This is a genomic window from Micrococcus sp. iso_26 (assembly GCF_056172975.1).
Window position 1 is genome coordinate 214,731 of the sequence record NZ_CM149652.1, and the last position, 24,238, is coordinate 238,968.

Annotated in this window: 19 protein-coding genes, 1 tRNA gene and 1 other RNA gene; 9 read left to right on the forward strand and 12 right to left on the reverse strand. The window is 73.9% G+C overall.

Annotated features, from left to right (window positions below; translation table 11 throughout):
• Positions 1 to 34: 34 nt before the first annotated feature.
• Together AC0VX0_RS01005 and AC0VX0_RS01010 are read left to right on the forward strand one after the other, a co-directional pair.
• Entirely contained in the window at positions 35 to 199 is a 165-nt protein-coding gene (locus AC0VX0_RS01005; protein ID WP_155395521.1) for a hypothetical protein, read from the forward strand.
• A complete protein-coding gene (locus tag AC0VX0_RS01010) occupies positions 196 to 642 on the forward strand; it encodes a YchJ family protein (protein ID WP_357013247.1) in 447 nt (148 codons plus the stop codon). Before AC0VX0_RS01005 ends, AC0VX0_RS01010 begins: the two co-directional genes overlap by 4 nt.
• Positions 643 to 682: 40 nt before the next feature.
• Here AC0VX0_RS01010 and AC0VX0_RS01015 read toward each other — a convergent pair whose 3' ends face one another.
• The 3 genes from AC0VX0_RS01015 to AC0VX0_RS01025 all read right to left on the reverse strand — a co-directional run bounded on the left by AC0VX0_RS01015 (position 683) and on the right by AC0VX0_RS01025 (position 1,638).
• Positions 683 to 838, reverse strand: coding sequence for a hypothetical protein (locus tag AC0VX0_RS01015; protein WP_165381373.1), 156 nt, complete (start codon positions 836 to 838; stop codon positions 683 to 685).
• Positions 839 to 924: 86 nt separating this feature from the next.
• Complete coding sequence (locus AC0VX0_RS01020) at positions 925 to 1,128, reverse strand: helix-turn-helix transcriptional regulator (RefSeq protein ID WP_002856639.1); 204 nt, start codon at positions 1,126 to 1,128, stop codon at positions 925 to 927.
• Positions 1,129 to 1,131: 3 nt separating this feature from the next.
• Positions 1,132 to 1,638, reverse strand: a complete 507-nt coding sequence (locus tag AC0VX0_RS01025; protein WP_020621444.1) for a hypothetical protein — start codon at positions 1,636 to 1,638, stop codon at positions 1,132 to 1,134.
• Positions 1,639 to 2,253: 615 nt separating this feature from the next.
• Here AC0VX0_RS01025 and AC0VX0_RS01030 point away from each other — a divergent pair.
• Positions 2,254 to 2,616 carry a VOC family protein gene (locus tag AC0VX0_RS01030; RefSeq protein WP_020621445.1) on the forward strand — a complete coding sequence of 121 codons (363 nt, stop codon included), beginning with the start codon at positions 2,254 to 2,256 and terminating at the stop codon, positions 2,614 to 2,616.
• Between the two features lie 221 nt (positions 2,617 to 2,837).
• Here the strand turns inward: AC0VX0_RS01030 and AC0VX0_RS01035 are convergent, their stop codons facing one another.
• The 3 genes from AC0VX0_RS01035 to AC0VX0_RS01045 form a co-directional block, all read right to left on the reverse strand.
• Entirely contained in the window at positions 2,838 to 3,830 is a 993-nt protein-coding gene (locus tag AC0VX0_RS01035) for a GNAT family N-acetyltransferase (RefSeq protein ID WP_357013714.1), read from the reverse strand.
• A 201-nt stretch (positions 3,831 to 4,031) separates the two neighbouring features.
• Entirely contained in the window at positions 4,032 to 5,909 is a 1,878-nt protein-coding gene (locus tag AC0VX0_RS01040; protein ID WP_060973599.1) for an alpha/beta hydrolase, read from the reverse strand.
• A gap of 95 nt (positions 5,910 to 6,004) precedes the next feature.
• On the reverse strand, positions 6,005 to 7,084 hold the full coding sequence (locus AC0VX0_RS01045; protein WP_357013718.1) for a 3-methyladenine DNA glycosylase: 1,080 nt from the start codon (positions 7,082 to 7,084) through the stop codon (positions 6,005 to 6,007).
• A gap of 268 nt (positions 7,085 to 7,352) precedes the next feature.
• Between AC0VX0_RS01045 and AC0VX0_RS01050 the strand changes: the two genes are divergently transcribed.
• Positions 7,353 to 10,337, forward strand: a complete 2,985-nt coding sequence (locus tag AC0VX0_RS01050) for a S8 family serine peptidase (protein ID WP_357013721.1) — start codon at positions 7,353 to 7,355, stop codon at positions 10,335 to 10,337.
• 126 nt (positions 10,338 to 10,463) lie between these two features.
• On the opposite strand, the gene AC0VX0_RS01055 is transcribed toward AC0VX0_RS01050, so the two are convergent.
• A complete protein-coding gene (locus tag AC0VX0_RS01055) occupies positions 10,464 to 11,750 on the reverse strand; it encodes an aspartate kinase (RefSeq protein WP_095347647.1) in 1,287 nt (428 codons plus the stop codon).
• Between the two features lie 228 nt (positions 11,751 to 11,978).
• Between AC0VX0_RS01055 and AC0VX0_RS01060 the strand changes: the two genes are divergently transcribed.
• Entirely contained in the window at positions 11,979 to 12,992 is a 1,014-nt protein-coding gene (locus AC0VX0_RS01060) for an ABC transporter ATP-binding protein (RefSeq protein ID WP_119217573.1), read from the forward strand.
• Complete coding sequence (locus AC0VX0_RS01065; protein WP_144861895.1) at positions 12,989 to 14,245, forward strand: ABC transporter permease; 1,257 nt, start codon at positions 12,989 to 12,991, stop codon at positions 14,243 to 14,245. Before AC0VX0_RS01060 ends, AC0VX0_RS01065 begins: the two co-directional genes overlap by 4 nt.
• A 43-nt stretch (positions 14,246 to 14,288) precedes the next feature.
• On the opposite strand, the gene recR is transcribed toward AC0VX0_RS01065, so the two are convergent.
• Both recR and AC0VX0_RS01075 read right to left on the reverse strand, forming a co-directional pair.
• Positions 14,289 to 14,888 (reverse strand): recombination mediator RecR, encoded by a 600-nt coding sequence (gene recR / locus AC0VX0_RS01070; protein WP_002856659.1) that lies wholly within the window; start codon positions 14,886 to 14,888, stop codon positions 14,289 to 14,291.
• A gap of 115 nt (positions 14,889 to 15,003) precedes the next feature.
• Positions 15,004 to 18,489, reverse strand: coding sequence for a DNA polymerase III subunit gamma and tau (locus AC0VX0_RS01075; protein ID WP_144861897.1), 3,486 nt, complete (start codon positions 18,487 to 18,489; stop codon positions 15,004 to 15,006).
• A 78-nt stretch (positions 18,490 to 18,567) separates the two neighbouring features.
• On the opposite strand from AC0VX0_RS01075, the gene AC0VX0_RS01080 reads away from it, so the two are divergent.
• Positions 18,568 to 19,233, forward strand: coding sequence for a malonic semialdehyde reductase (locus AC0VX0_RS01080; RefSeq protein WP_070709156.1), 666 nt, complete (start codon positions 18,568 to 18,570; stop codon positions 19,231 to 19,233).
• A gap of 39 nt (positions 19,234 to 19,272) precedes the next feature.
• Here AC0VX0_RS01080 and gluQRS read toward each other — a convergent pair whose 3' ends face one another.
• Positions 19,273 to 20,259 (reverse strand): tRNA glutamyl-Q(34) synthetase GluQRS, encoded by a 987-nt coding sequence (gluQRS, locus tag AC0VX0_RS01085; protein ID WP_145951203.1) that lies wholly within the window; start codon positions 20,257 to 20,259, stop codon positions 19,273 to 19,275.
• 16 nt (positions 20,260 to 20,275) lie between these two features.
• Positions 20,276 to 20,372, reverse strand: an RNA gene (gene ffs, locus AC0VX0_RS01090) — signal recognition particle sRNA small type.
• 155 nt (positions 20,373 to 20,527) lie between these two features.
• On the opposite strand from ffs, the gene AC0VX0_RS01095 reads away from it, so the two are divergent.
• Positions 20,528 to 20,613 (forward strand) — tRNA-Ser (locus AC0VX0_RS01095).
• A gap of 218 nt (positions 20,614 to 20,831) precedes the next feature.
• Positions 20,832 to 22,394, forward strand: a complete 1,563-nt coding sequence (locus AC0VX0_RS01100) for an alanine/glycine:cation symporter family protein (RefSeq protein ID WP_145951204.1) — start codon at positions 20,832 to 20,834, stop codon at positions 22,392 to 22,394.
• 87 nt (positions 22,395 to 22,481) lie between these two features.
• Here the strand turns inward: AC0VX0_RS01100 and poxB are convergent, their stop codons facing one another.
• Positions 22,482 to 24,197, reverse strand: coding sequence for a ubiquinone-dependent pyruvate dehydrogenase (gene poxB / locus AC0VX0_RS01105; RefSeq protein ID WP_145951205.1), 1,716 nt, complete (start codon positions 24,195 to 24,197; stop codon positions 22,482 to 22,484).
• Between the last annotated feature and the right edge of the window lie 41 nt (positions 24,198 to 24,238).

Sequence of the window (24,238 nt, forward strand, 5' to 3'; positions counted from 1 at the left end):
GCACGCGGCAGCCGGCCCGGCGTAGCCTGGCGGCATGAGACCTCAGCAGACCCGTGTGTCCCCGCTCGGCCGACGCCGGCCGATCAGCCCGCTCGGCCCCGCGCTGCTCGCCGCGGCGGCCGGCGTCGTGCTGACGGGAGTGCGCCGCATCAAGGCCCGCTCCGCCCGGCGTCGCGCGACCGGACGCCCGCGCCGGTGACCCGCCCCGAGCCCTGCCCCTGCGGGTCCGGAGCCGGGCTCGCGGCGTGCTGCGGTCGCCTGCACGCGCGTTTCGCCCGGGACGGCGCCCTGACCGCGCCCACCGCCGAGGCGCTCATGCGCTCCCGGTACACGGCGTTCGCGCGGCTGGGCGAGGCCGGGCCGGCAGAGGTCCGGGCGATGGCCGACTACCTCGCCGCGACCTGGGCCCCCGAGCATCGACCCACCGCGGCCGAGCTGCTGCCGGCCGCGGGGGAACCGGCGCCGCGGTTCACCCGCCTGGCGGTGCTGGACGTGCGGGACGGCGGGCCGTTCCAGGACGCCGGGACCGTGGAGTTCGTGGCCGTCGGCACGGGGGCCGAGGGGCGGTTCCGACTCCATGAGGTCAGCCGGTTCCGCCGTGAGGACGGGATCTGGCGCTACGTTAACGGCGACGTGCGCTGAGGCCGGGGCGGCGCGTCGGACGGCGGCCGGCAGTGACGCGTCAGAAGGCGGAGAAGATCCCGGCGCCCACGCTGAGGACCAGGCCCAGGATGGCGATCCACGCCACCAGGGTGACGATCGGGCGGGGGCGACGCGGGGCGCCGTCGTGCCAGTCCACGCCCTCCAGCTCCGGAGGGGTGCGCAGCTCTCGATCCATGGCCCCAGCCTCTCATGCCCCACGCCGCCCCGGGCCCAACGCGGGTTGACTTGTCACGGGTGCTGGGCGCCTGGACCCGCGAGAACTCAACCCGCGTTGCCGTCCGGGGTGAACAGGTCCTCGATCCGCCGCCCGAACACGGCCGCGAGGCGGAAGGCGAGCGGGAGCGAGGGGTCGTAGCGGCCCTTCTCGAGAGAGATGACGGTCTGCCGGGAGACGCCGAGCTCGTCGGCGAGCCGCTGCTGCGACCAGCCGAGGCGGGCACGCTCGTCGGGGATGGTGTTCTCCACGGCTCAGCCCCGGCGCTTCTGGAGCGCGTAGCGGACGGCCACCGAGGCGCCCGCGAAGAGGAGCAGCCCGGCGCCCACGAGGGGGAGGCTGGGCTGCCACCCCGCCAGGGCGACGACGAACGTGCCCAGGCCCAGCACCACGAGCAGGTCGCCGAACGCGCCGGACTGCGCCTTCTCGAGCCACCGGCCTTCGATGGTCTCCTCGGTGTCCCGGACGGCGCCGCGCAGGGTGGTGCGGTCCACGAGGAACAGCCAGGCGAGGGCTGCGCCGACCGGGAGCGCCGACGCCGCCATGACCGCGCCCGTGACCGCCGGGAAGCGGGGACCGGCGTCGCCCTGGCTCGAGGCCAGACCGTAGGACGCGGCCCCGATCAGCAGGGCGATGACGACGCCGGCCACGAGGCTGACGAGGATCAGTCGCCCGGACCCGCCGCCCAGACGGGCGGAGCGGCCCCAGCGGGGGCGGCGGTCGCGGGCGAGGTCGGTGGTGGTGTGCGGCGTGGTGGCCATGGCGGTCCCTCCGGGGCGGGGCCGGGGTTTGTCCCCGTCGTGTGAAGCAAGCTTGACAGTAAAGAGAGTTTGACGTCAAGTCTGCTTGACGGTGGCCCGACAGGGCGGCGGCGGAGCTGGGCCTCGCCGTGGACGCCTCCACCGCCGCCCACGATGCTGGCCGCATGGCCTTCGAGGTGCACCCGCTCACCGCCGACCGCTTCGACGACTTCGCGCACGTCGTCAACCCGAACCGCCGCGCCACGCACTGCTGGTGCCTGTCCCCCCGGCTCTCAGCGCCGCAGAGGCACGCGCCCGGCGACCCCCGCGAGGACACCATGCGGGCGCTCGCTGCGGGGGAGCCTGCGCCCGGCGTCGTCGGTACTCGGACGGCGAGCCCGTCGCGTGGTGCAGCATCAGCCCGCGCAGCGCGATCCCGCGGCTCGTGATGCGACACATCCGCGGGTGACCCGGCCCTCCGCCGTCCGTCCGCCCGTCCGGCCAACGCGGGTTGACTTGTCGCGGGTCTGGGCGGTGAATACCCGTGACAAGTCAACCCGCCTTGCCCGGGGTGCCGCGCCCTTGGCTCGCGTGGAGTCGTCCCCGCCCGCCCCGGCCCGTTCCTGAGGAGCCGCCATGTCCCTCCGTCTCTCTCACACCACGTGGGACGCGCTGGACCCCCACGCCATCGCCGAGTTCTGGCGCGCGCTGCTCGGCTGGGAGGTCGACGAGCCTCACCTCTACCGCCCGGGGTCGGACGAGTGCTCACTCGTCGGCCCTGACGGGCAGGTCGTCCTCTTCTTCCGCGTCCCGGACGCCAAGCGCGTGAAGAACCGCGCCCACATGGACCTGCGCGCGGCCGCCGGCTCGACGCGCGACGCCGAGATCGAGCGGGCGCTCGCCCTCGGCGCCGCGATGGTCGACGACCGCCGCGTCGACCTCGGCTGGGCCGTCCTCGCCGACCCCGAGGGCAACGAGTTCTGCATCCTCGACGGCTGAGCCGACCCCACGACGGCCCGGCGTCTCCGCGGGGGAGTCGCCGGGCCGTCGGGGCGGACCGGGTACCGGGTGCCCGGGCCGTCCGCGGCGGCGGTGGTGTGGCGGGAGTGGTTCGTGGTCATGGGGCCCTCCTGTGGTCGATGCCCTGGGCCGGTGGCCCGGCCCGCCTCGGAGGCTCTGTGGGGGCCGTCCGACCGGACGTTGTGAAGCAAGCTTGACAGTCAAGTGACCTTGTCGTCAAGGGAGCTTGACGCCGGGGCCCGCGCGAACTCCTCCCACGTCGTGGGCGGGGTCAGCCCGAGCCAGGCAGGCTCGAGACGGAACCCGAGGGCCGCGTTCATCCGCAGGGACGCCGCGTTGGACTCGGCGCCGCCGGTTCCCCACTCGCGCCCACCGCGGGCATGGGTCGCCAGGACAGTCGCCGCCTTGACGGCCTTCGCCACGCCACGGTTCTCGTGCTCGGACGCGACCGCGGTGCGGTCGACCTCCCACCGGTCAGGGGAGCGGAACGTCAGGGTGAATCCGATGAGCACTCCTCCCTCGAAGGCCCCCACGGCAAGCCCCGCTGGGGTGGACAGTCGGGCCTCGAGGTCGTCCGGCAGCGGCTCGTGACGGGAGCCGTCGGTGCGCGGGAATCGGGGAGCCGCTTCCTCGTCGAGGGCGCGCAGGGCAGGCAGGTCGACGGCGGTCAGTCTCCGCACCTCGATTCCCCGCGCTTCGGCCGCCGCGACGTGGCCACGGTAGGGCGCCAGGTCGGCGTCGTCGTCGAGGTGGAGGCGCGCGCCCCAGGAGCGGGAGCGCACGCTCCACCCGGCGTCGAGCAGCGCAGCGGCCTCGGCCGAGTCTTCGCGGTGCACGCGGGCGTCCGCCCGTGGGTCGGTCACGGGGGTGAGCATCGACCACGGGATGTGCCCGGAGACGGCCTCGCCCGGATAGACGTGCGGGAACTCGGCCGAGTGGGGATCGGAGGGGTCTCCCGGCTCACGCCGCACCCGCAGGCCGGCCCCCGCCAGTTCGTCCTCGTCCAGGCCGACGACGAACGCGTCCGGCCGGTCCGGGTAGATCGCCGCGCCGACCATTCCCACCTGGGCGGCGTCGTCGGAGGCGTGGAGAAAGCCGACGTCATCGATCGAGGCGCCGCGCGTCGATGCCGTGTAGCGGCCGGTGCGACGCGCGGCGGCCCAGTCCTCCGGGAGGGTGATGTGCAGGATCATGGCGCGAGGCTATCGGCCTCGGCGTCGACGCCACCCCTCCGGCTGCCCATCGCGGGTTGAGTTGTCGGGGGTGTGGGGCGGCGGCACCCGCGACAACCCAACCAGCGTTGCAGGGCCTCCCCGGGCATGACGACGGCCCGGCGTCTCCGCGGGGGAGTCGCTGGGCCGTCGGGGCGGACCGGGTGCCGGGTGCCCGGGCCGTCAGTCCTCCAGGAAGGCCTCGACGTCCGGGGTCACCGCGCGGGAGTCGATCAGCTGACGCTCGATCGCGTCGTGGGTGATCCGGTTGGCCTCGCGCACGGCGTCGGTGCGCATCGAGATCTTGATGTCGCCCTTGTGCGTCGGGGTCCCGGCCACCTGGACCGGCTGGGTCTCGAGCGGCAGCGGGACGGCGTCGCACAGCGACTTCTCGGCCGGCTGGGCGCCGGTCAGGAAGTAGTCACGGATGGGCGCGTCCACGCACTCGGTGCCGTACGGGAACAGGCCGTGGGTGCCCTCGTTGTCCACGGAGATGAGGGACGTGTTGCGCAGCACGCCGGCGGCGCGGTGGCCGCCCTCGTACGGGGTCGCCGCGTCCAGCTCGGACTGCACGATCACGGTGTTCGGGGCGCCCTTGCCACCGGGCTGGGCGGGCATGGAGGTCTGGGCGGGCCAGTACATGCACTCCGACGGGCCCATCAGCACACCGATCCACGGGGCCTTGCGGCCGAGGTCGTCCACCCACGAGGTCCAGTATCCCTGCGAGGTGTTCCACTGGCCGTCCTGGCAGCGGATCGCCGAGAACGCGCCCTCGAAGGTGACGGCGTCACCGGCCTGGGTGGCGGCGACGAGCTGCTCGCGCTCGCCCACGGTCTCCAGGCCGCGGGCGGCGAAGCGGTCGAAGGAGTCGCGCTCCTCGGCCGGCAGCGACGCACGGGCCTCGGCCAGGATGCGCTCGATCTGGGTGCGCTGCCCCGCGGGGTCCGTGGCCGCGGCCTCGGACTCCATGATGCGGATGTAGGCGGCGATGACGGACCCGGCGTCGAGGTACTGGGACGTGTCGTACATGGCCGGCAGCAGGAACGAGCCGGCGACGATCATGCCGAGCTGGGTGCGGGTGCCGCCCACGTCCTCCCAGCGCTGCCGGATCTGCATCGGGTTGTCCCCGAGGCCGAAGATCTCGTCGTGCCGGGCCACGTAGGGGAGCATCGCGTCCTGGAACTGGCGGTCGCGGGAGCGCGGCTGCAGGTCCCAGGTGGTCTGGAGCCCGTCGCGGGAGATGTCCACGGCGGAGTCCAGCAGGAACCGGTGCGCGTGCTGGGGGAAGACGCGCTGGTACCAGCTGCCCAGCCACGTGCCGTACGAGTAGCCGATGTAGGAGGTCTTCTCCTCGCCCAGGACGGCGCGGATGAAGTCCATGTCGTACACGGTCTGCTCGGTGGTGATGTAGGGGGTGAGCTCGTTCTCGAGGCACGCGTCGACCTGGGCCTTCGTGTCCTGCCACACGTCGTGCTCGGGGTTCGGCGTGTAGGTGCACTCCAGGGCGGTGGACTGGCCCACGCCGCGGGGGTCGAAGCCGATGAAGTCGTACTGCTCGGCGAGCTCCGGGGCGCGCTCGGCCATGGCGGGGCCCCAGGGCAGACCGGAGCCGCCCGGGCCGCCGGGGTTCACCAGTGCGATGCCCTGGCGCTCCGGGTTGCCCTTCGAGGTCTCGGTCTTGGCCACGCGCAGGGTGATGGTGTGGCCGTCCTCGGGGTTCTTCCAGTCCCGCGGCACCGTGACGTCGGCGCACGCGGTGCCGGGGATCGCGTTGAACCGGGCGTTGAGGCGCTCGCTGCCGAAGTCGCAGGCCTCCCAGTCCAGCGTCTGGCCCACGAGGTGCGGCGCGAGCGCGGCGGCGTCGTTGACCTTGTTGCCGCGCGTGGCGGAGAGGTCGTTGGAGCGGGCCTGACCCTGCGATGCGGACCCGTTGCCGTTGCCGTTGCCGTTGCCGTTGCCGGGCGCGGAGAGCGCGGGGGCGGCGGCCGTGACGGCGAGCGAGACGGCCGCGACGGCGGCGGCGAGCGTGGTGCGGCGGCGAGCTGGAACGGTTCTGGTCACGTCAGGTCCTCGAGTCGTTCGGTGCGGAGAGGGCCGGGGCGGTCACCGGATGACGCGAGTGATGCGCCTCACAGCCTGTAGAGCGGCCATCCTAGTCATGGACGTGCGCTGGTAGTCCACTCGGCGTCCGGCCCGGTCCCGGGGGCCGCCCCCGCGGCCGCGTCCAGCACCGCCAGCAGCCGCACCCGCAGCGACTGGCCCCGCGCGGCGAACTCGCGCTGTCGCCGCGCGTACTCGGCACGCCCGGCCGGCTCCTCGATCCGCACGGCCGCGTAGCCGCCGCGCCCGTCGGAGAGGTCGTCCACTCCGGTCAGGTCGTACGGCGAGGCCTCCATGTCCAGCCGGCGGATGTCCCACGCGAGGTCGAAGCAGTCCGCGAGCAGGTCCGAGTCGACCACCGGCACCAGCTTGTACGCCCACTTGTACAGGTCCATCCCCGCGTGCAGGCAGCCGGGCTGCTCCATCTCCCGCATCCCGGCGCGCGTGGGCAGGACGCCGTCGTCGCCCTCGTTGCGGTCGCGCGCCTCGGGTGCGAAGAACCGGAACGCGTCGAAGTGCGTGCACCGGATCCGCGAGCCCTCCACCACCGCGTCCGTCCCCCCGGCCCCGAGCCGCAGCGGCAGCTGGGAGTGCCGCACCCCGTGCACGTCCGAGCGGTACGCCATCGCCCACTCGTGCAGCCCGAAGCAGCCCAGGCGCGGCGCCCGCCCCGCCGTGCGCGCGAGCAGTTCCCGCGTGAACGCCACCCCCGACGCGCGGTCGGCCAGCACCGCCGCCACGTCCACCAGCCAGCCGCCCACCGGGCGGCCGTCGACGACGGCGCCTGCCACCTCGCCGGCCTCGACGCGCCGGTAGTGCTTCCACTCGCCCCGCGGGGTCGTGCCCAGCTCGGCCGCCTCGGCGCGGGCCGCGGCGCCGTCGTCGTCCGCGAGGAGGACCCCCGGCCCGGGGTGCCAGCGCTGCAGCGCGGCGGGGGAGTGCGTGTAGTAGCCGAAGAGGAAGTCCTGCACCGGGTGCTTCTCGCCCCGCATCCGCAGGGCCACCAGCGGGTCCGTGCGTCGGGCGATGCGCTCGCGGTGCGCCAGCGCGTGGGCCCGCCACACGTCGGCGGGCAGGGCGACGACGGCGGGCGGCAGGGTCTCGGAGGGCGCGGGGGCGGTGCGTGGCTCGGGCATGACCCCACCATCCTCCCCCGTGGCGCCCCTCGGGAGCGAGCGGGCCCACGTGATGCCGACGCGAGGAGCGCACTCCGGCGGCCCCAATTCGACGGTCCTGGACGTTGCCTGGCAAAGATCTGGTCAAACGCCCTACCGGACGGTAGATTGCACATGTCTCGCTGTGGTGCCCATCACATGGGCGCCGATCTCCCCGTCCCCCGGCGTCATCCCCGCCGGCGTGCCACGGGTGAGAGCTGGGCGGACCTTGATGAGAAAGGCGGAGGCAATGCCTCAGAACCCCACCCCAGCCCGGCGCCGTCGGGCCCTGGCCGCGGCCGTCGCCGGCGCGAGCCTCGTGGCCGCTCCCGCGCTCGCGGTGTCGGCCACCGCCGTCGAACTGCCCGACGGCAGCACCGTCTCCAGCCCGCAGGGCGAGGTGCAGGTCCAGCAGCAGTTCGAGGACGGCCGCTACTTCGTGGTCCTGAAGGACCAGCCGTCGGTGACCGCCCCCGAGGCCGGCGCCGTTCCGGGCGCCGCCCCGAAGGCGAAGTTCGACCCCTCGCACCCGCGCGTGAAGAACTACGAGGCCAAGCTCCAGCGCCAGCAGGCGAAGGTCGCGAAGACCCACGGCGCCAAGGCCGAGATCTCCTTCCAGCGCGCCGTGAACGCGTTCGTCGCCGAGCTGACCGCCGAGGAGGCCCAGGCGATCGCGAAGGACCCGGCCGTGCTCGGCGTCGCACCGGACGAGCAGGTGGCCCCGGACTACAGCTCCACCGAATTCCTCGGCCTGCCCGGCAAGAAGGGCACCTGGAAGTCCGTGTACGGCAAGGCCGAGAACGCGGGCAAGGGCGTGGTGGTCGGCGTCATCGACTCCGGCATCCACCCGGACAACCCGTTCATCGACGGTCAGCCCGTCCAGCCGCTCAAGGGCAAGGCCAAGGTCGGCGTGCCGTACCGCACCGCGGACGGCCAGATCGCCGTGCTCAAGGCGGACGGCACCACCGCCACGGCCGAATGCGAGACCGGCCCGGACTTCCCGGCGTCGTCGTGCGACTCCAAGCTGATCGGCGCCTACGCCTTCTCCGACGACTTCGAGCGCTTCGTCCCGGTGGACGAGCGGGCCCCGGAGGAGCGCATCTCCCCGCTGGGCGTGTTCTCCCACGGCACCCACGTGGCCACCACCATCCTCGGCAACACCGGGGTGGAGCAGACCATCGACGGCGACTCCTTCGGCGAGGGCGCGGGCGTGGCCCCGGCCGCCCACCTGATCTCCTACAAGATCTGCTGGGAGGACACCGATCCGGACACCGGCGGCTGCTACACCTCCGCCTCCGTGGCCGCCGTCGAGCAGGCCATCGAGAACAACGTGGACGTGCTGAACTACTCGATCTCCGGCTCCAACACCTCGATCGTGGACCCGGTGGCCATGGCCTTCAAGTCCGCCGCCGAGGCCGGCATCTTCGTGGCCGCCTCCGGCGGCAACTCCGGCCCCGGCCCGAACACCGTGAACCACGGCTCCCCGTGGCTGACCACCGTGGCCGCGGAGACGTTCTCCAACGAGCTCACCGCCACCGTGCAGTTCTCCGACGGCACGCAGCTCCGCGGCGCCTCCTCGGCCCGCACCGGCGTGGGCCCGGCCGAGGTCATCCACGCGTCCGAGGCCGCCGCCGGCGACGCCGAGGCCGCGCGTCTCTGCCTGCCCGGCGGGCTCACCGAGGAGGCCGCCGGCAAGATCGTGCTCTGCGAGCGCGGCGTGAACGCCCGCACCGAGAAGTCGCAGGTGGTGGAGGAGGCCGGCGGCGTCGGCATGATCCTCGTGAACACCCCGTCCGGCTCGCTGGACGCGGACATCCACGCGGTGCCGACCGTGCACATGAACGACAACGGCGTGATCGAGAAGGTGAAGTCCTCCGACCTCACCGCCACGATCGTCCCGGGCGACACCACCGGCCTGCCGGAGGACCCGCTGCCCCAGATCGCCGGCTTCTCCTCCCGCGGCCCGGCCAACGCCGTGAACCAGGAGCTCCTGAAGCCCGACCTCGCCGCCCCCGGTGTGAACGTGATCGCCGGCGTCTCCCCGCTGGACCCCGACTACCACGGCAACACGTTCGGCCTGATGTCCGGCACGTCCATGGCCTCGCCGAACCTGGCCGGCATGGCCACGCTGCTGATCGGCAAGTACCCGGCCTGGTCCCCGATGGCCGTGAAGTCCGCCCTCATGACCACCGCCGGCGACGTGTACAACGCCGACGGCACCGTGAACACGGACAACTTCGCCACGGGTGCCGGCTCCGCCGATCCGGCCGCCGCCGCCCGTCCGGGCCTGGTCTACGACTCCGGCAAGGAGCAGTGGGACGCGCTGCTGCGCGGCGACATCGCCGGCCGTGACGTGAACGTCCCGTCCCTGGCGATCCCCGACGTCGTCGGCTCGGCCACCGTGACCCGCACCGTGACCGCCTTGGAGAACGGCCGCTGGCAGTTCTCCGCGAACGTGCCCGGCTTCGAGGTGACCGCCTCCCCGGCCGTGCTGGACCTGAAGGCCGGCCAGTCCGCCGACGTCGAGCTGACCGTCACCCGCACCGACGCCGCCGTGAACACCTGGACCCACGGCTCCATGTCTTGGACCACCGCCAAGGGCAAGGCCGTCCCGGCGGTGACCTCCCCGGTCACCGTCAAGGCGAAGTCCGCGACCGTCACCTCCGCCGTCGAGGGCTCGGGCGCCACCGGCTCCGCCAATGTGGAGATCACCCCCGGCGTGACCGGTGAGCTGACCCCGCAGGTCCTGGGCCTGGGCAAGGTGGACTCCACCGTGGCCGCCGCCACCGCGAGCAACTCGCTCGTGTCCAGCGCACTGGCCGTGTCCACGGTGACCGTGGAGGAGGGCACCAAGTCCCTGGTGGCCTCGATCAACGCGGGCGCCGCCGGCGCCGACTGGGACCTGTACGTGATCACCCCCGAGGGCAAGCAGCTCTCCCGGGCGACCGCGGACGAGTCCGAGACGCTGACGATCGCCAACCCCACCCCGGGCGCCTACACCGTGGTCGGCCACCTGTACGCGGCCAACGGCGGCAAGGACACCGGCACCCTCGAGACGCTCAAGCTGCGCGAGGACGCGGGCAACCTCACCGTCTCCCCGAACCCGGTCCCCGTGACCTCGGGCAAGGCCACCGAGGCGACCCTCTCCTGGTCCGGCCTGACCTCGGGCACCTGGAAGGGCCTCGTCACCTGGGACGCGGGCATCACGACCGACGTGACCGTCCAGGTCCCGTGACCGCCGACCCCCTCCGTCCTCGCTGACGGAACGGGAGGAACCGCCCACCACGACGCCGGCCCCGCACCTTCACGCTGAAGGTGCGGGGCCGGCGTCGTGGTGGGTGGGGCAGCGGCGGGTGCGGCGTCAGCGGCCGGTGCCGCCGTAGACCGTGGCCTCCTCCTCGGCGTCGAGGCCGAAGGCGGCGTGCACGGCGCGGACGGCGTCGTCGAGCTTGTCCTCGGCGGTGACCACGGAGATGCGGATCTCCGAAGTGGAGATGAGGTCCACGTTCACGCCGGCGTCGGCGAGCGCCTTGAAGAAGGTGGCGGAGACGCCCGGGTTGGAGCGCATGCCCGCGCCGATCAGCGAGAGCTTGCCGATCTCCGGGTCCGAGACGATGTCCTGGAAGCCGATCCGGTCCTGGGCGGCGCGCAGGGCGGCCATGGCGTCCTTGCCCTCCACGATCGGCAGGGTGAAGGAGATGTCCGTGCGGCCCGATCCCTCGCGGGAGATGTTCTGCACGATCATGTCGATGTTCACGTTGGACACGGCGATCACGCGGAAGATCTCGGCGGCCTTGCCGGGCACGTCGGGGACGCCGACGATCGTGACCTTGCCCTCGGAGCGGTCGTGGGCGACGCCGGAGACGATGGGCTGTTCCATGGGAGCGCCTTCCTGAAGGGTGATGGTGTCGTTCGGGTCGGGCATGATCCAAGTGCCCTCATGGTCGGAGAAGGAGGAACGCACGTGCAGCGGCACGCCGAAGCGGCGCGCGTACTCCACGGAGCGCAGGTGCAGCACCTTGGATCCGGAGGCCGCCATCTCGAGGGTCTCCTCGGAGGAGAGCTCGGTGAGCTTGCGGGCGGTCGGCACGACGCGCGGGTCCGCCGAGTAGACGCCGTCCACGTCCGTGTAGATCTCGCACACGTCCGCGCCGAGCGCGGCGGCGAGGGCGACGGCCGTGGTGTCCGAGCCGCCGCGGCCCATGGTGGTGATGTCCTTGGACTCGGGGCTCATGCCCTGGAACCCGGCCACGATGGCCACGCGGCCGGCGTCGAGGGCCTCCTGCACGCGGTGGGGGTTGACCTTGACGATCCGGGCCCGGCCGTACGAGGTGTCCGTCAGCATGCCGGCCTGGGAGCCGGTGTAGGAGCGGGCCTCGACGCCCTCGGCGTGGATCGCCATCGCCAGCAGGGACATGGAGATGCGCTCGCCGGCCGAGAGCAGGATGTCCATCTCGCGCGCGGGCGCGTCCTGCGTGAGCTCGGCGGCGAGGTCGAGCAGCTCGTCCGTGGTGTCGCCCATGGCCGAGACCACGACGCACACGCGGTTCCCGGCCCGGACCGTGTCCGCGACGCGGCGGGCCACGCGCTGGATGCCGGCGGCGTCGGCCACGGAGGAGCCGCCGAACTTCTGGACGATGAGACTCATGGGTCGCTCCGGACGGGATCGAGGGTCGGTTCGGGCCAAGTCTAGGGGCGCGCACCCGCGCGAGTCCGCCAGGTGAACCCCTGTTCCGGATGCTGGACCCGGCGCCCGTGGTCGGTCAGGACGACGGCGCCCGCGGCCCTGCCTGCGACCCCGGTCGGGCTGGGACCGGCGCCGGGATCATCCCCCGGGTGGATCCGCGTCCGAGCACGGCCCGGCAAGGATGGGGCCATGACCGCTCCAGCACCCCCGCCCGCCTCACCCGTCCTGGGGGCGGCCGCCCACGACGGGATCGTGGCCCACGGCCTCGCCCGCTCGTTCGGCGCCGTCCATGCGGTGCGGGACGTCTCCCTCACCGTGCCCGCCGGCTCCGTGACGGCCCTCGTCGGCCCGAACGGCTCGGGCAAGACCACGCTCCTGCTGATCCTGGCCACCCTGCTGCGCCCGGACGCCGGCGCCGTGTCCGTGGCCGGGGTGGACGCGGTGCGCGAGCCCGTCGAGGCCCGGCGACGGCTCGGCTGGATGCCCGACACCCTGGGCGTGTGGGAGGAGCTGACCTGCCACGACATCCTCGCCAGCCTGGGCCGGCTCTACGGCATGGGGAAGGCGGAGGCGTCGGCGCGCGCGGACGAGCAGCTCGCGTGGGTCGAGCTCACGGAGTTCGCCCACCGGCCCGCCCGCGTGCTCTCCCGCGGCCAGCAGCAGCGCCTGTCCCTGGCTCGGGCCACCGTGCACCGGCCCTCCGTCCTGCTCCTGGACGAACCCGCCAACGGCCTCGACCCGGCCGCCCGCATCCGGCTGCGGGACGACCTGCGCGCCATGGCCGCAACCGGCACCGCTGTGCTCGTCTCCTCCCACGTGCTCGCCGAGCTCGAGGAGATGTCCGATCGCGCCGTGTTCCTCCATGAGGGCGCCACGGTGGCCACCCAGGAGTTCCGCGCCACCGACGACCTCGCCCGCCCCTACCGGATCGCCGGACCCGACCCGACGGCCCGGGACACCCTCGTCCGCGCCCTCGAGACCCGCGGCCTCACCGTCACCGCGGCCACCGGCGCCGGCGCGGGCCAGCGCCGGGACGGCGTCGTGGTGCAGCTGCGGGGCGAGGCCGCCGCGGCCGCGCTGCTCGCGGACCTCGTGCGCGAGGGTGTGCTCGTCAGCCACTTCGCCCCGGAGGGCTCCCGCCTCGAGAACGCCTACCTGGGCCTCCATCTGGAGGGCCCCCGCACCGAAGGAGACCGGCCGTGAGCACCGCCGTCGCGACCTCGATCCACGACCGCCGCCCGCCTCAGCCGCAGCCGGGGGGACGCCTCGGCGCGGCCCAGGCCGTGGCCACCGTGGTGGGCATGGAACTGCGTCAGCGGCTGCGCTCGCGCGGCTGGTACGTGCTGCTGGGCGTCTTCTTCGCGGTGGTGGGGGCGGTGACCCTCGGCGCCCTCGGACTGCGAAGCCTGGGCGTGGCGGAGATGGAGGCGTCCGGCATGGAGCCGGAGCTGGCGGAGCAGCAGATGCGCGCCCTGGGGCGGACGCTCTTCGACGGCGTCCTGCTCTTCGTCCTCACCCTCTCGCTGCTGGTCTCGCCCGCCCTGGCGGCCAACGCGATCTCGGGCGACCGTGCCGGCGGCACCCTGGCCATCACCCAGGTCACCCTGCTGCGGACCGGGCACCTGATGGCGGGCAAGTGGCTGGCCGCGTGGATCGCCTCCGCCGCGTTCCTCGCGGCCGCGCTGCCGTGGCTGGCGGTCGCGGCCGTGGTGGGGCGCGTGTCCCCGTGGGCCGTGCTGGTGGGGCTCGTGATGATCCTCGTGGAGTTCGGCATGATCGCGGGGATCGGCGTGGCCGTCTCGGCGATCACCGGGCGCACGCTGTTCGCCGTCGTGGTGACGTACCTGATCGTGGCGGCGCTGACGATCGGCACCCTGGTGGCCTTCGGGCTGTCCCTGCAGTTCCTGCAGACCGAGGTGCGGGCCAGCGACGCCGAGTACGGCTCCATGACGGCGGAGCCGTTCACCGAGGCGGAGCTCGAGAAGATGACCCCGGAGGAGGCGGAGCAGGCCTGGGCCGAGTGGGAGGCGGCGCACCCGGAGCTGTACGACGGGATCGCCGACCGGTGCGTCGGCCCGGTGACCACCCGGACGATCCCCGACCCGCGGCGCAGCGGATGGCTGCTCGCGGCGAACCCGTACGCCGTGCTCGCGGATGCCTCCCCCTGGGAGGGTGGGCTCATCGAGGACGGGACCCGGGCGGAGCCCGGGCCGCTCAACCTGCTGTCCGTGGGCCTGCGCTGGACCCAGCGAGACCCCGTCCGGGACGTCGAGTGCCTCGACGGCGAGCTGCGCGGTCTCGACAGCACCGGCGTGCCGGACCGGCAGGGCACCTGGCCGGTGTGGCCGCTCGGTCTGGCGATGCAGGGTGTGCTGGTGGCCGGGCTGAGCTGGTGGGGCCACCGTCGCCTGGACACCCCGGCCGGGCGGCTGCCCGCCGGCACGCGCGTGGCCTGAGCCGGGCCGGCGTCGGGCGGGACCTGCTCGACGCCGGCCGGAGTCAGCCGCTGATCAGGCGGCGTCCCTCGAAGGCACGGCCGAGGGTGACCTCGTCCGCGTACTCGAGGTCCCCGCCGACGGGCAGACCGGAGGCCAGGCGCGTGACGCGGATGCCCGTGGCGCCGAGGAGCCGGCCGAGGTAGGTGGCCGTGGCCTCGCCCTCGAGATTGGGATCCGTGGCGAGGATGACCTCCTGCACGGCCTCGTCCTGCAGCCGGGTAAGCAGCTCGCGGACGTGCAGCTGCTCGGGGCCGATGCCGGCGATCGGATTGATGGCGCCGCCGAGCACGTGGTAGCGGCCCTGGAAGGCGCGGGTGCGCTCCATGGCCATGACGTCCTGCGACTCCTCGACCACGCAGATCTGGGAGCGGTCCCGGCGCTCATCCCGGCAGAGCGAGCACACCTCGTCCTCGGAGACGTTGAAGCAGACCGAGCACAGCCGCACCCTGTCCTTGACCGTGCGGATGGCGTCCGCCAGCCGCAGCATGTCCTCCCGGTCCGCCTCCAGCATGTGGAAGGCGATGCGCTGGGCGGACTTCGGCCCGATGCCCGGCAGGCGGCCGAGCTCGTCGATCAGGTCCTGCACCGCGCCCTGGTACATCCGTCTCCCTCGTCCGATGGTGCGTCTCGTGGTCCGTGCGCCCCGACGCGGCGCCGTGGTCCGGCGCCGCGTCCATCATGCCCGCGGCCCCGGACGGCGTACGGGCGCGTTCGCCTCAGGCGTCGTTGGGGCGTTCCTCGAGCAGACGGCCGCCGAGCACCCGTTCGACGACGGCTCGGCCCACGAGGCCCGAGTCCTCGAGCGGGACGTCGTCGTCGCTGGCGACCTCGTCCTCCCACCCCACACCGGACGTCGCCGGGGCGGCGGGGCCGGTGTCGGCGGGCCGGGCCGGGCCGCGACCCTGGGCGGCCTCGCGGGCGGCACGGATGGCCGCGGCCCGCGCGTCCAACGACGGCAGCGCCGAGGCTCCCCCGGCGGGCTCGACGTCGGCGGGGCGCGCCCCGAGCGAGGCCGCGCTCGGCCGGCCCCCGGCGGGGGAGCCCGGCGAGGCGTCCGGGTCGGGGCCACCGGGAGCGCCGGGGCCGCCGCCCGTCCCGCCGCCGCCGCTCGAGCCCGCGTTCACCGGAGGCTCGAGGGGCCCACCGGCCCGCAGCCGCTCCATGAGCCGCGGGTACATGCTCGCCGGATGGCCCGAACCCGGGAAGTCCGAACCGGTCGGGCCGGCAGCCGCGCGCGGCGCGGCGTCTGCGTCGTCGGCGGGCACGCCCGGGTCAGGGGTCGCGTCGGCCGTGGGCGAGCCCGTGGGGCGCCGCTCCTCGTCCGAGGACGGGCCGGCGCCCGAGGCGGCCGGGTGGAGATCGCGTCGCTCCGTGGCCGCTGCGTCGTCGTCCGGGGCGGGCGACGGCGTGGCAGGCCGGGCGGAGTCACCGTCCGCGGCCGCGCCCGCGCCGTCGTCGAAGCCGGCGGGACGGGTCGCGCCGAAGCGCTTCGCGAACTCCGCGCGCAGCTCCGCCTCCGGACGGGCGAACACGGGGATCGAGTGCTCCTCCTCGCGGACCAGCGGCCCCGGGTCGTAGGCCCGACGGACCTCCTCGGCGCTCGGCTCGCTCTCGCCGGGGGTCGGGGCGTCAGGCCGGGCCGGGGGGCCCTGGCCGGCCTCCGGCGCGGCGCCGCCGGGGGCCGGTGCGGGCTGCGGCGGCGCCCCCCAGTCCTCGACCGACGGCACGGGGCCGTCCCAGCCGGCGGCGCCGACGGGCCGCTCCTCGGCGTCGCGGGCCGGCGGGGTCCAGCCCTCGGGGCCGTCCGAGTCGTCCTGCTCCGCGTCCGGGTCGAACGCGGGCAGCGAGTCCCACGGGTCCTCCTCGGGCGGGGGAGCGTCGTCCCAGGCGGGCGGCTCCTCGTCCGGGCCGCCCCAGCCGTCCGCCGGCGGGGCGGGGGCGGGCGTCGTCGACGACGTCGGCGCCGGCCCCCAGGAGGTGGCGGGAGCCGCGGGCGTCCAGGCGGGGGACGGCTCCGGCGTCTGACGCTGCTGCGTGGCCCGGGGCGGAGCGGCCGGCGGCGCCGGATCGTCCTCCGCGGTGGAGGGTGCGGCGGAGCGCGGCGGGGTGGGGCGGGAGGACTCCGGCTCGCGTGGGGCCTGCCCCGGTGCCGGAGCGGGCCGGTTCGGCTGCGCCGTCGGTCGGTCGGGCCGGCCCTGCTGCGGGGCCGGACGCTCAGGCCGGTCCGTCCGCGCCGGGCCGGCCGGGCGAGCGCCGGACTGTGCGCGGGCGTCCCCGGTCGGCGCGTCCCCACCGAGGATCAGATCGAGCCGCGGGCGGATGCCGAGCACCTGGTGGACGGCCTCGCCGAGCACGCGGTCACCGCCCCGGCCGAGCAGCGACTGGCGGGGCCCGTCCTGCTGGAAGCCGATCGTCAGCAACGAGCCGTCGTAGCCCGCGACGCTCGCGTTGTCCTTCACCAGCATCCACACCAGGCGTGAGGCGTCCTCGAGGGCCGTGAGGATGTCCGGCCAGGCCCGGCGGATCATCTCCACCTGGCTCGCCGCCGGGGCGGGCGTGGGGCTCGACGGCGCGGCCGTCTCCTCCGGCCCGTGGGCGGGGGCCGGCGCGGCACCGGTGCGCTCCTGGGCCTGGGACCGGCCCTCGGGCTCGGGCCGGCCCTCAGGCTCGGCGCGGCTCCCGGCCTCCGGGCGGCGCGTGTCCCCGGAACGGGCCCCGACCTCAGCCGGTTCGGGCCGCCCGGGCTGCGGCGCCTGCTGCGGACGCTCGGACCCCGTGGCCCCGGCGGCGGCGTCCCCCTCCGGCGCCTCTGCCGCGGACTGCGGGGCAGGCGGCGTCCAGCGCTCCGGCGGGGCGGTGGACGCGGTCGGCGCGGGCTCCTCCGGCCGCCGCATGGCGGCCCGGGCGAGCGCGGCACCGGTCAGAGTGCCGGAGCCCTCCGCGTTCTCGGCCGATCCGCCGCCGTCCGCGGCGGGCGTGCCGGACCGGGCCGGCGTCGTCGTGCCCTCCGGGGCGCCGTCCTCGACGGGCGCGGCGCCACCGAGCTCCAGGCGCCGTTCGAGGGCCTCGAGGCGGGCGGCCAGGCCGCGGTGCGTCTCGTCCGAGGCAGGCAGCAGCAGGCGCGCCATGAGCAGCTCGAGGTGCAGGCGGGGACTGGTGGCCCCCACCATGTCCGTCAGCGCGAGGTTGGTGACGTCCGCGAGGCGGGAGAGCTCCGCGCGGGAGAGCTGCGCGGCCTGCGCCGACAGACGCCGCACCTGGTCCTCCGGCATGCCGTGCAGGATCGCCCCGGCCTCCTCCGGCAGGGCACGGGCGATCACGAGGTCGCGGAAGCGGTCCAGCAGGTCCTCGACGAAGCGGCGCGGGTCCTGGCCGGACTGCACCACGCGGTCCACCACGCGGAACACGGTGGGGGTGTCGTCCGCGGCGACGGCGTCGATCACGTCGTCCAGCAGGGCTTCCGGGGTGAAGCCGAGCAGGCTCACCGCGAGCTCGTAGGAGACCTGGCCCTCCTGGGCACCCGCGATCAGCTGGTCCAGCACGGAGAGCGTGTCACGCACCGAGCCCGTGCCGGCGCGCACCACGAGCGGCAGCACGCCCTTCTCCACGGACACGCCCTCCTCCGCGCACAGCTGCTCGAGGTAGGCGATGAGCGGCTCCGGCGGCACGAGCCGGAACGGGTAGTGGTGGGTGCGGGAGCGGATGGTCCCGATGACCTTCTCCGGCTCCGTGGTGGCGAAGATGAACTTCAGGTGCTCCGGCGGCTCCTCCACGATCTTGAGCAGCGCGTTGAAGCCCGCCGCGGTGACCATGTGCGCCTCGTCGATGATGAGGATCTTGTAGCGGTCCCGGACCGGGGCGAACGTGGCCCGCTCGCGCAGGCCGCGGGCGTCCTCCACACCGCCGTGCGAGGCCGCGTCGATCTCCAGCACGTCCAGCGAGCCCGGCCCGCCGGTGGCCAGGTCCCGGCACGAGTCGCACTCGCCGCACGGCGTGGGCGTGGGGCCTTGGGCGCAGTTCAGGCAGCGCGCGAGGATGCGGGCGGACGTGGTCTTGCCGCAGCCGCGCGGGCCGGAGAAGAGGTAGGCGTGGTTCACGCGGTCCTTCGCCAGTGCGGTGCGCAGCGGGACCGTGACATGGTCCTGCCCGATCACGTCCTCGAAACGGTCCGGGCGGTAGCGGCGATACAGGGCGGTGCTCACCCTCGAAAGCCTATCCGGCGGGCGGACGGGCTAAGGGAGCCGGGGAATGCGCACGCCCGCCGGCCCGTTCCCTGGCCCATGACCACCACGCACATGCACACCGACGCCGAGGACACGATCCACCCCACGCAGCCGGCCCCGGACGCGGGACCGCTGAGTCAGGCCGAGATCGACCGCCTCTTCGCGGACCGCCACACGACGCAGCTCTTCTCGGACGAGCCCGTCGACCTCGCGCTGATCGAGCGGGCCTACGCGGACCTCCGCTGGGCGCCGACCGCCATGAACAACCAGCCGCTGCGGCTCGACGTCGTGGACAGCCCCGAGGCCCGCGCCCGCCTGGCCCCGCTCATGATCGAGTTCAACCGGGAGAAGACGGAGCGCGCCCCGCTCACAATGATCGCCTCCTACGACCTCGACTGGCACCGCCACATGGGCCACCTCGCCCCGTTCCGGGAGGGCTTCGAGGAGGATGCCGAGGGCAAGCCGGGCATGCGCGAGGGGATGGGCCGCACGAACGCGCTCATCCAGGTGGGCTACCTGCTCGTGGCCCTGCGCGCGCACGGGCTCGAGGTCGGCCCCATGGCCGGGTTCGACGCCGCCGCCGTGGACGCCGAGTTCCATGCGGACCGTGCCTGGAAGTCCCTCCTGGTGATCAACGTGGGCCACGCCGCCGCAGACGACGAGAAGGCGCAGCAGCCCCGCCAGGGCCGCCTCGACTTCGACCAGGCCGCCCAGGTCCTCTGACCGGGGCCGGGCCTGCGGCGGATCAGGGCGCCGGCCCGCTCAGAGCCCGGTGAACACCCACGGATCACGCGGCAGGGCGGCCGGGTCGAACGCGGGCACGGCGGCCGCCAGCGGTCCCGCGGGCAGGCCGAGGGACTCCAGCAGCCGGTCCCGCACCCGCTCGGGGGTCCACGCCGGGTCCTGCGCGGCGAGGTCCTCGAGCGTCACGGCGCCGTCCCGCTTGGCCAGCCGCCGCCCCTCCGCATTCAGCACGAGCGGCACGTGCAGGTACTCCACCGCGGGCGTCGGCTCCCCGCGCCCGGCGCACAGCGCCTCGGCCAGCCAGCGCTGACGCGGGGCCGAGTCGAGCAGGTCGTCACCGCGGACCACCTGGTCCACGCCCTGCGCCAGGTCGTCCACGACGACGGCCAGGTTGTACGCGTACGCCCCGTCGTTCCGGCGCAGCACCAGGTCGTCGACCAGGCCCGTGACCTCGCCGTGCAGCACGTCCACGGCGGTGGCGCGGGGGATCCCGCCCGCCGGCAGGCCCGCAACCTTCGCCGCGTCGATCCGCAGGGCGGCGGGACGCACCCGCCGTCGCTCGGCCCGCTCGGCCTCCGTCAGGTCCCGGCAGGTGCCCGGATAGAAGCCGGGCGGACGCAGCGGCACGGTGCCACCGGGGGCGGGGGCGCCGTCGTCGGGCCTCGGGTGTGGGGCCGACGTCGCCTCGGCGATGTCCTTGCGCGAGCAGAAGCACTCGTAGACCGCGTCCGCGCCGTGCGCGGCGCGCAGGGCGGCCACGGCGGCGTCGTACAGGCCGGTGCGTTCGGACTGACGCACCGGCTCGGCGTCCCAATCCAGCCCGACGGCGGCCAGGTCCGCCCGCTGGTCGGCCTCGGCCCCGGAGCGGACGCGGTCCAGGTCCTCGATCCGCAGCAGGAAGGCGCGGTCCGTGGCGCGCGCCGCGAGCCACGCGACGAGCGCGGTGCGCAGGTTGCCCAGGTGCAGGCTTCCCGTGGGGGAGGGGGCGTAGCGTCCGGCGGGCATGGGATCTCCTGGGGAAAGCGAAGACCCCTCACGCACCTGCCAGAGCCCACCTACCCTTGCTACCTTCCGGTCCTGGGGGAGTTCAGCGAGATGACACCACGTGAGGGGCCGCCGACGACTCTACCAGGGCGGCGGCGGGCGCGGCGATTCGGGCCGCGGGGAGGCCCAGGCCGAGCTCGCGCCTCCCGCGGAGGATTGGCGCGGCCCAGGACGATCTGGTTATGATGGAGCCTGCCCTCGCGCGGTCCGCCGCCTGAGGGCGCACCAAGGAGGATTCGCCTAGCGGCCTATGGCGCACGCCTGGAACGCGTGTTGGGTTAACAGCCCTCGGGGGTTCAAATCCCCCATCCTCCGCGGGTAGGCCCCGGGACCCCAGTGGTTCCGGGGCTTTTCGCATGTCCGGGGCTGCTGTCGTCGCGGGCCGCGCGCCCGACGGCAGCGGCCCGCCGCGCTGGATGCGAGACGCGGGTCACATTTGCGCGTATCCTTCTCCCCAGTCGTCCGGGACCGCCGGCGGCCGCCGCTCGGAGCTCGCACCGCACCGGCCATCCCCACCCCGATCTGGAGACCCCATGTCCTTCGCAGATCTCATCACCGCCGTGAACGACGTCATCTGGTCCCCGGCCCTGATCTGGCTCTGCCTGATCGTCGGCCTCTACTTCACCATCCGGACCATGTTCCTGCAGTTCGTGAACATCCCGGACATGGTGAAGCAGCTCCGCGAGGGCCAGGACTCCGCGGACGGCACCTCGTCCCTCCAGTCCCTCATGATGTCGCTCGCCGGCCGCGTCGGCATGGGCAACATCGGCGGCGTCGCCACGGCCATCGCGTTCGGCGGCCCCGGCGCCGTGTTCTGGATGTGGGTCATGGCCCTGCTCGGCGCCGCCACATCCTTCATCGAGTGCACGCTCGGCCAGATCTACAAGGAGCGCGACCCGGACACCGGCGAGTACCGCGGCGGCCCGGCGTACTACCTGGAGAAGGCCTACAAGCACACGGCCGCCGCCCCCGCGTTCAAGGCGTACGCGATCCTGTTCGCCGTCGTCACCGTCTTCGCCACCAGCTACTTCCTGCCGGGCGTGCAGGCCAACGGCGTGGCCGCGGCCGTGGGCGAGGCGTGGGCCGTGCCCGCCTGGGTCGTGGCCCTGGCCATGGTCATCCTGTTGGCCTTCATCGTCCTGGGCGGCGTGAAGCGCATCGCGACGTTCGCCGTCTACGTGGTGCCCGTGATGGCCGTGCTGTACATCGTCCTCGCGCTGATCGTGCTGTTCCTGAACTTCGACCAGATCCCTGAGGTCTTCGGCTCCATCTTCTCCAGCGCGTTCGGCGTGCACGCCGTGTTCGGCGCGATCCTCGGCCTCGCCATCCAGTGGGGCGTGAAGCGCGGCGTCTACTCCAACGAGGCCGGCCAGGGCACGGGTCCGCACGCCGCCGCGGCCGCCGAGGTCTCGCACCCGGCCAAGCAGGGCTTCGTGCAGGCGTTCGCCGTGTACATCGACACGCTCTTCGTCTGCTCGGCCACCGCGTTCATCATCATCTCCACGGGCGCCTACCGGGTGTACTCGGACGGGTCCGGCTCCGGCCTGCTGTTCGAGGGCATCGTCTCGCCGACGGCCTCCGAGGGCCCGGCCTTCGTCCAGACCGGCTTCGACGCCATGTTCTCCGGCTTCGGCCCCACGTTCGTGGCCGTGGCGCTGGCGTTCTTCGCCTTCACCACGATCGTGGCGTACTACTACATGGCCGAGGTCAACCTCGTGTTCCTCACGCGCAACCTGCGCAACGGCATGGTCCGCCGCGTCGCGCTGCGCTTCCTGCAGGCTCTGATCCTCGTGTCGGTGGCCTACGGCGCCGTCGCCACCACGGGTGCGGCCTGGGGCCTCGGCGACATCGGCGTGGGCTCCATGGCCTGGCTGAACATCCTCGGCATCCTGGTGCTGCAGGGCCCGGCCCTCAAGGCCCTCAAGGACTACCGCGCACAGAAGCGCCAGGGTCTCGACCCGCAGTTCGATCCGCGCCCGCTCGGCATCCGCAACGCGGACTTCTGGGAGCACCGCGCCGACGGCCTGATCACCCAGGGCGTCGCCGGCACGGCCGAGCACCCGATCGTCGCCGAGGGCGGCGCCCACCGCGCCTGACCTGCCGGCGGGGCTGGGCTCTCCCCGCCCCACCACGACGACGGCCCGGACGCCGCCAGCGTCCGGGGCGTCGTCGTGCGCGGCAGGTCAGAAGAGCTGGCGCAGGTTCGCCTTCGCGAGGTCGAGCAGCTTGGTGCCCTTGCCGTCCAGGACGGTGCGCATGGCGTAGAGCGCGAAGCCCTTGGCCTGCTCGAACTCGATGCTCGGCGGGATCGTCAGCTCCTGACGCTCGGTCTTGACCACCAGCAGCGCCGGCCCGTCGTGGGCGAGGAACTCGCGCATCACCGCGGGCAGGTCCGTCGTGTGGTCCGCGCGGAAGCCCTTGATGCCGATCGCCTCCGCGATCGCCGCGAAGTCCGGGTTCTCCAGGCTCGTCCCGTAGGGGACGAACCCGGCGGCCATCATCTCGAGCTCCACGAAGTTCAGCGAGTCGTTGTCGAACACGAGCGTCTTCACGGGCAGGCCGTTCTGCACGAACGACATCAGCTCGCCGAGCATCATGGCCAGCCCGCCGTCGCCGGCCATCGCCACCACCTGGCGGGTGGGGTCGACCGCCTGGGCGCCGACCGCCTGGGTGACCGCGTTGGCCATGGAGCCGTGGGACAGGGAGCCGATGATCCGGCGGCGCCCGTTCATCGTCAGGTACCGGGAAGCCCAGATCACGGGGGAGCCGACGTCGGGCAGGAACACCACGTCGTCGTCGGCCAGCTCGTCGAGGAGGCGGGCCACGTACTGCGGATGCACGCGTCCGCGTCCCGGGGAGGCCAGCTGGTCGAGGTCCTTGCGGGTCTTGGCGTAGTGCTTGAGCGCCTTGTCCAGGAACGCCGACGACGAGTTCCCGCGCAGCAGCGGCAGCAGGGCCTGGGCCGTCTCCTTCACACCGCCCACGAGCGGCACGTCCACGGCCACCCGTCGGCCGATCTGCTCGCCGCGCACGTCCACCTGGATGACCGTGGCGTCCTCGGGGTAGAACTGCCGGTACGGCAGGGAGGAGCCGAGGATCAGCAGCGTCTTGGCCTCCTTGAGCGCGTGGTAGCCGGAGGCGAAGCCGAGCAGGCCGGTCAAGCCGACGTCATACGGGTTGTCGTACTCGATCCGGTCCTTGCCGCGCAGAGCGTGGACGATCGGGGCCTGCAGCCGCTCTGCCAGGGCCACGACCTCGTCGTGGGCGCCGGCCGCACCCGCGCCGGCCAGGATGGTGATCCGCTTGGACGAGTCCAGGGCCTCGGCGGCCTCGCGCAGCACGGAGTCGGCCGGGATGACGCGGGACGGCGTGTGACGGATCACCTCGGGCTTCGCGGAGAGCTCGGTGAGGGCCACGTCGCCCGGGATCACGAGCACGGCCACGCCCCGCTGCTCGACGGCGGCCCGCATCGCGGTGCGCAGCATGCGGGGCATCTGGTCCGCCGAGGAGACGTGCTCCACGTAGACGGAGCACTCGCGGAACAGGTCCTGTGGGTGGGTCTCCTGGAAGTAGCCCGAGCCGATCTCCTCCGAGGGGATGTGCGCGGCGATCGCGAGCACCGGAGTGCGGGAGCGCTGCGCGTCGAACAGGCCGTTGATCAGGTGGAGGTTGCCCGGACCGCACGAGCCCACGCAGACCGCGAGCTCATCCGTGAGCTGGGACTCGGCGGAGGCGGCGAAGGCCGCGGTCTCCTCGTGCCGGGTGTGCACCCACTGGATGCCGCCGTGGGAGCGCAGGGCCTCGGTCAGCCCGTTGAGGGAGTCCCCGGGCACGCCGTACATGCGGCGCACGCCCGAGGCGTGGAGGGTCTCGACGATGTTCTGGGCGACAGTGGCCACGGTGGAACCTCTTCTCTGGTCGGGAGGCGCCCGGGCCGGTT

Coding starts and splice junctions, on each gene's coding strand:
- AC0VX0_RS01005 (WP_155395521.1), top strand. CDS start 35: ATGAGACCTCAGCAGACCCGTGTGTCCCCGCTCGGCCGACGCCGGCCG.
- AC0VX0_RS01015 (WP_165381373.1), bottom strand. CDS start 838: ATGGATCGAGAGCTGCGCACCCCTCCGGAGCTGGAGGGCGTGGACTGG.
- AC0VX0_RS01025 (WP_020621444.1), bottom strand. CDS start 1,638: ATGGCCACCACGCCGCACACCACCACCGACCTCGCCCGCGACCGCCGC.
- AC0VX0_RS01030 (WP_020621445.1), top strand. CDS start 2,254: ATGTCCCTCCGTCTCTCTCACACCACGTGGGACGCGCTGGACCCCCAC.
- AC0VX0_RS01035 (WP_357013714.1), bottom strand. CDS start 3,830: ATGATCCTGCACATCACCCTCCCGGAGGACTGGGCCGCCGCGCGTCGC.
- AC0VX0_RS01045 (WP_357013718.1), bottom strand. CDS start 7,084: ATGCCCGAGCCACGCACCGCCCCCGCGCCCTCCGAGACCCTGCCGCCC.
- AC0VX0_RS01050 (WP_357013721.1), top strand. CDS start 7,353: ATGCCTCAGAACCCCACCCCAGCCCGGCGCCGTCGGGCCCTGGCCGCG.
- AC0VX0_RS01055 (WP_095347647.1), bottom strand. CDS start 11,750: ATGAGTCTCATCGTCCAGAAGTTCGGCGGCTCCTCCGTGGCCGACGCC.
- AC0VX0_RS01060 (WP_119217573.1), top strand. CDS start 11,979: ATGACCGCTCCAGCACCCCCGCCCGCCTCACCCGTCCTGGGGGCGGCC.
- recR (WP_002856659.1), bottom strand. CDS start 14,888: ATGTACCAGGGCGCGGTGCAGGACCTGATCGACGAGCTCGGCCGCCTG.
- AC0VX0_RS01080 (WP_070709156.1), top strand. CDS start 18,568: ATGACCACCACGCACATGCACACCGACGCCGAGGACACGATCCACCCC.
- gluQRS (WP_145951203.1), bottom strand. CDS start 20,259: ATGCCCGCCGGACGCTACGCCCCCTCCCCCACGGGAAGCCTGCACCTG.
- AC0VX0_RS01100 (WP_145951204.1), top strand. CDS start 20,832: ATGTCCTTCGCAGATCTCATCACCGCCGTGAACGACGTCATCTGGTCC.